This is a genomic window from Paraburkholderia sp. (assembly GCF_026225065.1).
In the GTDB taxonomy this organism is placed as follows: domain Bacteria; phylum Pseudomonadota; class Gammaproteobacteria; order Burkholderiales; family Burkholderiaceae; genus Paraburkholderia.
The window spans coordinates 1-10,939 of record NZ_JAMFSB010000291.1 but is presented as its reverse complement, the minus strand read 5'-3'; the positions used below and the strand labels follow the sequence as shown (position 1 = coordinate 10,939).

Genomic DNA, 10,939 nt, shown 5'->3' with positions numbered 1-10,939 from the left:
GGACCATTCCCGCTGCCACAATGCGACGTCTGCCAGTTGCACAGGCAATGGCGGCAGGTCATCCGCGCCGTGATAAAACGCCAGCAGATCGCGGAACAGCACATCCATCGACCACGCATCGGCGACGATGTGATGCACGACGAACTGCAGAACGCAGCCCTGCCCACCCGTCTCGAGCAGTGCGACCCGCAGCACCGGACCATTGGCGAGATCGAACGGTTCGCAGGCGAAATCGCGTAGCGCCTCGGCGAGTGTCGCGCCGTCGTCCGCCAGGCTCCGCTGCACGAAACCATAGCTGGCATCGGGTGCCGGATATTGCGTCGGCACTCCTTCTTCTGCATCGAAACGCAGCGTGAGCGCTTCGTGCCGGCGCACCAGTTGGCGCAATGCGCGATGTAACGCGTCAACATCGAGAGCATCTGTCAGCCGCAGCGTGTGCGTGATGTGATAACCCGCGTGATGCGGATCGAGACACCACAGAAACCACAACCGCTCCTGTGCAAACAACAGCGGAAAGCGAGCCGGTCTCGGCGAAAGCGGAACAACCGGCAGCGTGTCTACGTCGAGCCCCTGAGCCCGTGCGCGGGCGCGAAACAGTGCGCGCCTGTCTTCCGGAAGCGCCGCGTACTGCTGCGCGAGGCGCAATGCGTCGGGCCGGCGAACCGCGGCCGGCGATGCATTGGGCGCTGCGGGTGCGTCTTTTACACCGGGCGCAGAGAAAGAGTGATCCGTCACGTTCATCGTTTCCTGTTTTTCTGCGAATTCGGCAAGTTCTGCGAATCCCACGTTTCCCAAACTTCCCACGCTTTCCGCCAAGCGAGTTGCGTGACGATGCCGACTATTGCGCTCGTGAGCAGTCTGTTCATAAGGAATCCATCAGATCTTGCAACGCATCGAGCGTGGCCGCCCCATCGCCATCCGCGGCGGCACTTCGATCCAGTTGTGCGGCTACCTCGACGAGCGATGGATGCGCAAACAGCAGTCCCAGTTCGATCTTCCGGCCGAGCGCCTCGCCGACACGCGACGCCACCCGCACAGCGAGCAGCGAATGTCCGCCTAGCGCAAAGAAATCGTCATCGAGCCCAACCTGCGCCACGTCCAGCACCTCGCTCCAGATCCGGCATAACAGGACCTCGGTAGGCGTGACAGGCGGGCGATACGCGTCCGTCGTCCCGGATATCAGCAACGGGAGTGCCTTGCGGTTCAGCTTACCGTTCGACGTCAGTGGCAGCACTTCGAGCCGCGCTATCTGCGCAGGCACCTGCTGCGCGGGCAGCCGGTTCGCCAGCAGCGGGCGCAACTCCGCCGGATCGGCCTCGCCGGTTATGAATGCAACGAGGCGCCGCGACGTACCCTCGCCCTGTATCTGGCACGCCGCGTCGGCGACGCCATCAAGCGTGCGCAATGCCGCTTCGGTTTCGCCCAGTTCGATCCGGAAGCCACGCAGCTTCACCTGCTGATCGGCCCGGCCCAGGTACTCCAGTTGTCCGTCGCCGCGTATCCGGCATAAGTCGCCGGTTCGGTACAGACGTGCGCCTGGTGCGCCATGCGGGTCTGGCAGGAAGTGCTCGGCGGTCAGTCCGGCGCGCCGCGTATAACCGCGTGCGAGATTGGCGCCGCCAATGCACAACTCGCCGATGCCGTTGTCCGGCACCGGATTACCGTCGGCGTCGAGCACCATCAGCGTCGTATATTCGAGTGGTGCGCCGAGCGTAATCGGTGCGCCGGCGGCATCGAGCCGCGCGGCGCTCGACCAGATCGTCGTTTCGGTCGGGCCATACATATTCCATAGCTGCACGCCGCGCGTCTGCAACGCGTCGGCGAGATCCGCCGGCAGCGCCTCGCCGCCGCACAAGGCGCGCATCGGCGTGCCCGTGCCCGGTCGACCCTGCCAGCCGCCATCGAGCAGAACACGCCAACCCATCGGCGTCGCCTGCATGACGCTCGCGTGAGACGCGTCGACGAGCGCGGCGAGGCGACGGCCATCGGCGACGGTTTCCCGCGTCGCGAGTTCGATCGTGGCACCTGCAAGCAACGGGAGATACAGCTCGAGCGCAGCGATGTCGAAAGACAGCGTGGTGACGGCGAGCCAGACGTCGTCAACATTCAGCGCAAGGCGAGCTTGCATGCTGGAGAGGAAACGCGCGAGCGCGCCGTGTGTGACGGCAACGCCCTTCGGTTTGCCTGTCGATCCCGAGGTATAGATCACATAGGCGAGCTGCTCGGCTCGAACCGGTGCAGACGACAGGGGGCAAACATGCTGCCCGGCTGCGTTCGCGTCTGCGAACGCAGCATCGTGTTCCACTTCGGTTTGATCCTGACCGTCTGCGCCGCCGTCGGCCCCGACGAGGATATGATCTCCCCCGATGTCCGCCAGACGCTCGCGTCCCGCGGCATCGACGAGTGTGCATGTCAGCAGCGCGTCGTCGATCATGCCGGCCAGATGCGCCGCCGGATAGGCCGGATCGAGCGGCACATAGGCGGCACCGGTCTTTAGCACGGCAAGTATCGCCACGACCATCTGCGGCGAACGGGATACGCACACACCTACGCGCGCTTCCGCCGTAACGCCGCAGCGAAGAAGCCGCCGCGCGAGTCGCGTTGCCCGCTGATCGAGTTGCTGATAACTGAGCGTCGCACCGGCACATCGCAGCGCGATCGCATCGGGAGAGCCCGATGCCTGTTCAGCAATGCGAGCGTGCACCGGCACAAATGGCACCGTCAAAACAGGGGGTTCGCTCGCACCGCGTTGCGCGACAGACCGTGCTTCGAGCGCAAAGTCTCGCAACCGTGGCGCGCTTGCCGTTTCCTCGCCCACCAGTTGCGTCAACATGCACACGTAATCGCGCATCAAACGTTCGACCGTGGCGCGCTCGAACAGATCCGTCGTATAGCTGAAGGACAAGCTCAACCGCTCGGTAGTCGATACGTTGAGCGTCAGGTCGAACTGCGCAGCCGTGCGTTGATCACCCAGCGGCCGCAACTGCAGCGCCGTTCCGGCGTGCTGGTCGAGCGGACCCGCCGGCACGTCGAGATTGAACATTGCCTGGAAGAGCGGCGTGTGATTTGCCGCGCGCGCCGGCTGCAGCGCATCGACGATCTGTGCAAACGGGACATCCTGATTGGCCTGCGCCTCCAACACCCTCTGCTTCACTTGCTCGAGCAATGCGTCGAACGGCAGCGAGCCCGTGAGGTCCGAACGGATCACCGCCGTGTTGACGAAGAAGCCAATCAACGGCTCGATCTCCAGTTGCTCCCGGCCCGACAGTGGAATGCCAACTCGGATGTCGCGCTGGCCGCCATAGCGGTGCAGCAACGCATGGAATGCCGCTAGCAGCGTCATAAACAACGTCGCGTCGTGCCGAAGAGCGAAGCCTTGCAGCGCGTCGGCGAGCGGCTTGTCAAGCACGCCTTCGACCTGTCCGCCGTCCGAGCTGCGCAGCGCAGGACGTGGACGATCCGTCGGCAATTCGAGCACCGGCTGTTCGTCACCGAGACGCATGCGCCAATAGTCGAGCTGCTGTTCGAGTGCGGTGGCGTCGAGCGTCTCGCGCTGCCAGGCGGCGAAGTCCGCGTACTGGACCGGCAGCGGCGCAAACGCCGGTGCGCGACCGGCGCGATGCGCCGCATAGGCACTCAGCAATTCGTCGATCAACAGATTCATCGACCAGCCGTCGGCGGCAATGTGATGCACCACCAGCCCGAACACGTGTGAGCCACCGCCAAGGCGCGCCAGTTGCGCGCGCAGCACAGGGCCGCGTGCGAGATCGAATGATCTGGAGGCACCATCGCGCAGCCACGCAGCAACGGTCGGATCGGCTGCGTCGTCTACGTCCGGGAAGACCGTCTCGGACCATTCGCAGCCCAGATGTTTATCGACGATCAGCCACGGCGCGCCGTCGCGTTCCTCGAAGCGGCTATGCAGCATCTCGTGGCGCTGCGCCACGCTATCGAGCGCCTTACGCAGTGCCGTCACGTCGAGCTCGCCGTCAATCTGCACAGCCAATGAAAGATGGTAGGCCGGGTTGTCGGGCGCCAGACGCCAGAGGAACCATAAGCGCTCTTGTCCATGCGTCGGCGGCGTCTCGCGCCGACCCAGGCGCAGCAAGGGCTGCAGCCTGCGTGCATGACGGGTTTCGCGTGCTCCCTCATCGAGTGCGGACGCAAGCGATCGCAGCGCCGGATGTTCGAACAACATCCGCAGCGCGACCTCCCGGTCGAGCGCGCGTTGCAAACGCGCCGCCACCTGCAGCGCCAGCAGGGAGTGCCCACCGAGCGCGAAGAAATCATCGAGTGCGCTGACCCGCTCAATGCCCAGCACTGCCTGCCAGATATCGGCAAGCATCCTTTCAAGCGGTGTTTCAGGTGCTATGTAATCCGTATTATCTCTATCTGCATCGGGCAATGCCTTGCGGTCGAGCTTACCGTTCGGCAGAGTCGGCAGCACGTCGAGCGTCACGATTGACGCCGGCACCATATAGGCCGGCAGCGTGCGCGTCAGCGCCTCGCGCAGCGCGCTACCATTGATCGCGGCCGCGTTGTCCGCGAGAACGACATAACCCAGCAGGCGTTTCGCTTCGTGATCGCCTCGTGCGATTACCACCGCCTCCTTCACGCCAGCGTGCGCGCACAGGGCACGTTCTATCTCGCCCAGTTCGATCCGGTAGCCGCGTACCTTCACCTGATCGTCGAGCCGGCCCAGATACGCCACGCTGCCGTCGGCGAGCCAACGGCACAGATCGCCGGTTCGATAAACACGCGAGCCGTGAGCCCCCAACGGGTCAGGTACGAAACGCTCAGCGGTCTGCGCGGCTCGGCCGAGGTAGCCGCGCGCCAGCGTCGCACCACCGATGCACAGTTCGCCGAGGCCGCCTTCGGGCACCGGCTCGCCATCCGCATCGAGGATCCGGTAGATACGCGAAGCCCACGGCGGCCCTACTGGCACCGCGATATTTTCGGCATGCCCGGCTGTGACAAGTTGACCCGACGCGGTAACGGTTGCTTCAGTCGGACCATAGGTATTCACGAGGACGATATCCGCAAGCGGTCCGTCGAACCATTGCGCAACCGCGTTACCCGGTAACGCTTCGCCCCCAACCGTGACACGACGCAACGCGAGCCCGGCGGTATCGTCAGATAGTTGCTGCGCCCACTGCTTCCAATATCCGGTCGGCAAGTCCGCGACCGTGACGCGGCGTTCCTGCAGCACACGCGTGAATTCAGCGCCGCTCCACAGCACCGGTCCGCGCAATTCGAGCGACGCGCCCACCGCGAGTGAGGCAAAAATGTGCTCCACCGCCGAGTCTAAATTGACGGTTGAAAATTGCAGTACGCGATCTTCCGCGCACAAACCGTTCTCAGCGATGAAGTCGTCCAGATGCAGGCTCAGCGCGCCATGCGTGATGGCGACGCCCTTGGGCTTGCCAGTCGAACCGGACGTATAGATCACATAGGCGAGTTGCTCAGCGTGCAGCGCATACTCGCGATCGTGGTCCAGTTCCGCCGTGGTCTCGTCTACCCGGACCTCCGGGCACACAGTCGAAGCGAACAGTTCGGCGTGCATTGCGCGAGTGCCCGCGTCGGTCAACAGCGTCGTCAATTGCGCATCGTCGATCATGTCGCGCAACCGTTCGCGCGGATAGGCAGGATCGAGCGGCACGTACGCGCCACCCGCCTTCATCACACCCAGCAACGCGGCGATCAGGGCGGGCGAACGCTCGACGCAAACGCCGACGCGGGCCTCCCGCGTTACGCCCGCCGCGCTCAGGCGGTGAGCAATCCGGTTCGCCCACTGGTTCAGTTCAAAGTAGCTAAGCGTCGCGCCGTCGCAATGCACCGCCAGCGCATCCGGTTGCTGCCGCATCGCGGCCTCAAAACGCGTGACGAACGGACGATAGACGTGCGGCGCAGCGCCAGTCGCCGCGCCGCTCAACGCGCCCGGCCCAGCCACACGCAACGCACCCAGCGCGGCATCCTGAGTGTGAACTCGCGCCAACTGCGCGAGCAGATCCACATAGGCGCTCTGCAATGTGGAGTGTGTTGTCTCCGGGATGCGTTGCACGTCCCAGCTCCACTCCAACGCAATACGCTCACCGGGCACGATGCCCAGCGTCAACGGATAGTGCGTGCGCTCGAACGACTCGGAAGACGCGACACTCAAGCCCAGCGATCCGTCGTTCAACGCAGGATCGACCGGGAAGTTCTCGAACACCAGCAGAGAGTCGAACAGCGTGCCGAAGCTCGGTCCCGCCCATTGCTGGATCGACGAAAGCGGCGCATGACCGGCCTGACGCAACTCGACGTTGTACGTCTGTAGTTCGCGCAGCCACTCGGCGACAGGCTGCTGCGCCGGCACATCGACCCACAGCGGCAGGCTATTGATAAACAGTCCCTGGATCGACGCCGCCCCTGGAAGATCCGCCGGACGCCCCGCCACGGTCACCCCGAAACTGACCTGACGACGGTTGCCGAAACGTGCCAGCACCAGCGCCCAGGCGCCCTGAATCAACGTATTGAGCGTCACGCCGTAACTTTGCGCGGCCTGCGCGAGCGCGGCGCTCAGTGCAACGTCGAGCGTCTGCGCGCGTTGGCCAAATGCAGCGCGCGCGTACGTGCCGCGCGACGTACGCGACGTACGAGTCGCCGGCAGCGACGGCACGCTATCGAGCAGCAGCGCCGGACGGTCGACGCGTGCCAGCCTGGTACGCCACCATGTACCTGCATCAGGTTGCTCGCGCAGCCATTCGAGGTACGAACGATACGGTACGACGGGATCGAGTAGTGGCGTTTCACCGCGGCTGGCCGCGTGGTAGGCGCGACTCAGTTCGCCAAGCAACTGTGCGCTGCTCCAGCCATCGGAGAGTACGTGGTGATTGATCCATGCCAGATCGTGTGCGCCATCGGGCCGTTTGATCAGCGCGACGTGCATCAAGGGAGCCGCGTCGAGATCGATCAGATGCGGCGCTTCGAACTCGAACCAGTGCGCAAACGCTTCATCGTAATCGCTGCGGTCGCTCCAGTCGTGCACGACAAATGGCTCCGGCACCTCGGCATACACGGCCTGCAGCATCGCGCCGCCATGCGCACGCACGAAGCGCGTACGCAAAACCGCGTGACGTGCGACAACCGTGCGCCACGCCGCGCGCATTGCGTCGACGTCGAGCGCGCCGCGCAGCGTCAAGCGCTTACGATTCAGGTACGCACCTGGCTCCATCAGGGTGTGGAAAATCAGGCCCTGCTGCAGCGGCGTGGCGGGATAGAGATCTTCGATCGTCGCGAGCGGCAAGCCAAGCGCGTCGAGTTCACTCTGCGTGAGCGCGGCGAGAGGGACATCCGAAGCGCTCACGCGCGGCGTCGCGACGGTGCAATGCGCAACGAGGTTCGCGACTTCGCGGTCGAACGTCGCCAGCAACGCCTCGACGTCCGCTTGCGCGAGTACCGCCGGGTCGTAGCGCCAACTGAGCGACAGGCAGTCGTCGACAATCATGCCGTTCAGATCGAGCGCGTAGCCGAGCGGTTCGTCGTCCGGCTGCGGGTCGCCCGCCGGTTCGTTCGCAAAACCAAACGGGCCATCGGCGCCGAGACTTTGATCGAACTGGCCCAGGTAGTTGAAACTGACGCGCGGCATAGGCAAACCAGCGAGGGCATCACGTACGGCTGCGGTTCCATAGGCCTGCAGCCAGCCCCATGAAACGCCGTCGTCCGGCAGCGAGCGTAGCCGTTCCTTGGTGGAAATGAGCGCGGCCGCGTCGTCCGCTTCGGGTTGCGCGGACAGCCAGACCGGATAGCGCGTCGTGAACCAGCCGACCGTGCGGCTCAGGTCCATACCTGGGACACCGCGTTCGCTCGTGCCCAATACAGTCTGCGATTCGCGACCATGCCCCTCCAGCGCGAGCAGCACGCCGTTGCTACCCAACGCGTTAGCCAGCGTGCGAGTGAGCGCGGTTAGCAACAGCTCGTCGATGCCGAGCCGGTACGCACGTGGTGCGGCATGGCGCAACGCAGCGGTCGCAGTGGCGTCGAGGCGCCAATCGATCTGGCGACTCGACGCGGATGTGCCGCATGGTGCGGACAGTCCCGGCGCGGCGCCGGTCAGCGCGTTTTGCCACGCGTGCAACGCCGCGGTCACCCGGCTATCGCCAATGGCTTTGCGCTGGGCATCCGCCCAGACGCTCCACGGCGTACTCGGACCGAGCAACGGCAGCTTGCGCGTGAGTGTCGCCGCGTAGGCTTCCTGAAGATCGGCCAACAGGACGCGCCACGACACTCCGTCGACGGCAAGGTGATGAATCACCAGTAGCAGACGGCCCGACGCCGTGGCTTGCGCCGCGCCGTGCGCCGCCGAGGGCACCTTGAGGTACACCGCCTTCACAAGACGCCCGGCCTGTGGATCGAGGCTCTGTTGCGCAATCTGCCCTTGCGTGGCCAATGCCTCCTGCCAACCGCCCGGCGCGTACGATGCGTCACGCAGATCACTGACGCTCAGCAGTCCCAGTGGCGCATCGGCCAGCACCCGCTGGCTCCAGCCATCCGGATACCGCTCGAAACGCAGACGCAGCGCATCGTGACGCGCCACCACGGCGCTCAGCGCACGCTCCAGCGCGTCGGCCTCCAGTTCGCCGCGCACCTCCAGCAAAACTGACTGATTCCAATGCGGCTCGCCGTCCGGATAGCGGTTGAAAAACCACGCCTGAACCGGTGTCATCGGCAACGCATCGCGTACCTCGGTCAGCACTTCGCCGCCGCCATCTTCGAGCGGACGCATCACCATCGCAAGACGCGCGATCGTGGGATGTTCGAATACCTGACGCGGCGTCAGCAGCCAACCCTGCGCGCGGGCCCGGGCAATCAGTTGCAGGCTCAGAATGGAGTCACCGCCAGCGGCGAAGAAATCGTCCTCGACACCCAGGCCGTCGCGCCCTAGTACGGCCTCCCATAGCGTCAGCAATAGCCGCTCGGCATCGTTGCGCGGCGCGACACTTTGTTCGTTTTCCTCTGCACCGACTACCGGCAGCGCCGCGCGGTCGACCTTGCCGTTGCGCATCAACGGCAACGCGTCGAGCTGTGCAATCGCCGAGGGCACCATGTGCGCCGGCAACTGCTGCGCGAGTGCATGCTGCAACGCGGTGCTCTGTAAAGACTCGCCCTGTTTCGCGACCACATAGGCGACGAGGCGCGGCGCACCCAGGTCCTTCGCGAGGACGACCACTGCATCGGCGACGCCTGGTTGACGGCGCAGTGCTGCCTCGATTTCCCCAGGTTCGATGCGCACGCCGCGCAGCTTGACCTGTTGATCAAGACGGCCGAGGAAGTCGATCGCGCCGTCGGCACGGCGACGACACAAATCGCCAGTGCGATACAGGCGCGCACCAGGATGCGACGGGTCGGGGACGAAACGATCGGCTGTCAGCGACGGCCGGTCCAGATAGCCGCGCGCGAGCGTGTGACCGCCAATGCACAGTTCGCCCAGCGCGCCAACCGGTGCTTCGTTGCCATCGCTATCGAGCACGCGAGCGGTGCGCGACGCGTAGGGTTTGCCGATAGAGACGATCGGTTGCGAGGCGTCGTCAGCGGTGGTCGCGCGATACATGCAGGCCACAGTTGTTTCCGTCGGGCCATACAGGTTCGCGAGGCCAATATGGCCGAGCGGTCCATTGCGCCATTGCGCAAGCGCGTCGCCCGGCAAGCCTTCGCCGCCGACCGTGATCTGCCGCAGCGCCGTGAGGGCGTCCGCCGACGGCGGCGTGCGCAGCCACTGCTGCCAATAGGCCGTAGGCAAGCGCGAAAACGTCACGCGTGCATCGATCAGGTGCTGACTCGTCGTCTCGATGTCCCACGGCTCCGGGCCACGCATCTCGACCTTGCCGCCGCGCAGCAGCGCCGGCAGCAGTTCGTGCAACGCGACGTCGAAGTTGATCGTTGAGGACTGCAGGACGGTATCGTTTGCATCGATCCGGTGAGCCGCGATGAAATCGTCGAGGTGGGCAGCAAACGCTCCGTGCGTGATCGCAACGCCCTTCGGGCGGCCGGTCGACCCTGAGGTGTAGATCACATAGGCAAGCTGCTCGGGATGCGGTGCGTACACAGGCGCTGCGGTTGAGGCTGCGTTAGCGCTTACGGCTTCGCTAGAGGCTGCATCTGCCGCCTCATACGAATCATCATCCAGCGCATGAACATCAATCACCGTACGACCATCGAACAATGCGCCGCATTGCTCCTGCGTCGCTCGATCGATCAACAGCACGCGCACACCCGCATCGTCCATCATCAGCGCGAGACGCTCGGCCGGATACGTCGGATCGAGCGGCACGAACGCGCCCGGCGATCTGAGTGTGCCGAGCAGCGACGCCACCATACCGATGGAACGCGTCATGCAGATGCCAACCCGCTCGTCAGCGCGCACACCAGCCGTGACGAGACGCATTGCAATCCGTCCGGCCCACGCATCGAGCGAACCGTAAGTCACGTGCTCCCCTTCGCAATGCACGGCGAGCGCCTGCGGCTGCCGTGCAGCGCTCGCCACGAAGCGCGCCGGCACTGACTCGAAAGCCTTTTGCGTGGGCATGGCCGGAATTTCGCGCACCAGTTCGAAGCTGGCAAGCGGCGCAGTGGCGTTGCGTGCTATCTGTTCGAGCAGCACAACGTAGTGATCCAGCATCTGTTCGATCACCGAAGCATCGAACAGATCTTCGGCGTAGGTCAGGGCCACTTCGAGGCCGTGCGTACGCTCTCGCGCAGCGAGCACCAGATCGAAACGCGCGGTCTGCGCACCGACTTCATGATTGGACACCTCGAGGCCAGGCAAATGCGGCATATCGCGATCCGCGCCGAGGTAGTTGAACATCGCCTGAAAAAGCGGTGTGTGGCCCAGACTGCGTTGGGGCTGCAGGGCATCGACCACTTTCGTGAACGGCAGGTCGGCGCAGTCGTGTGCTTCGAG

At 64.7% G+C, this 10,939-nt stretch carries 2 protein-coding genes; both read right to left on the bottom strand.

Annotation, left to right across the window (positions count from 1 at the left end; translation table 11 throughout):
- On the bottom strand, window positions 1-735 hold a 735-nt coding region (locus tag M0954_RS20920), incomplete at its 3' end, for a condensation domain-containing protein (protein WP_297355256.1).
- Window positions 736-862: 127 nt separating this feature from the next.
- On the bottom strand, window positions 863-10,939 hold a 10,077-nt coding region (locus M0954_RS20915), incomplete at its 5' end, for a non-ribosomal peptide synthetase (RefSeq protein ID WP_297355254.1).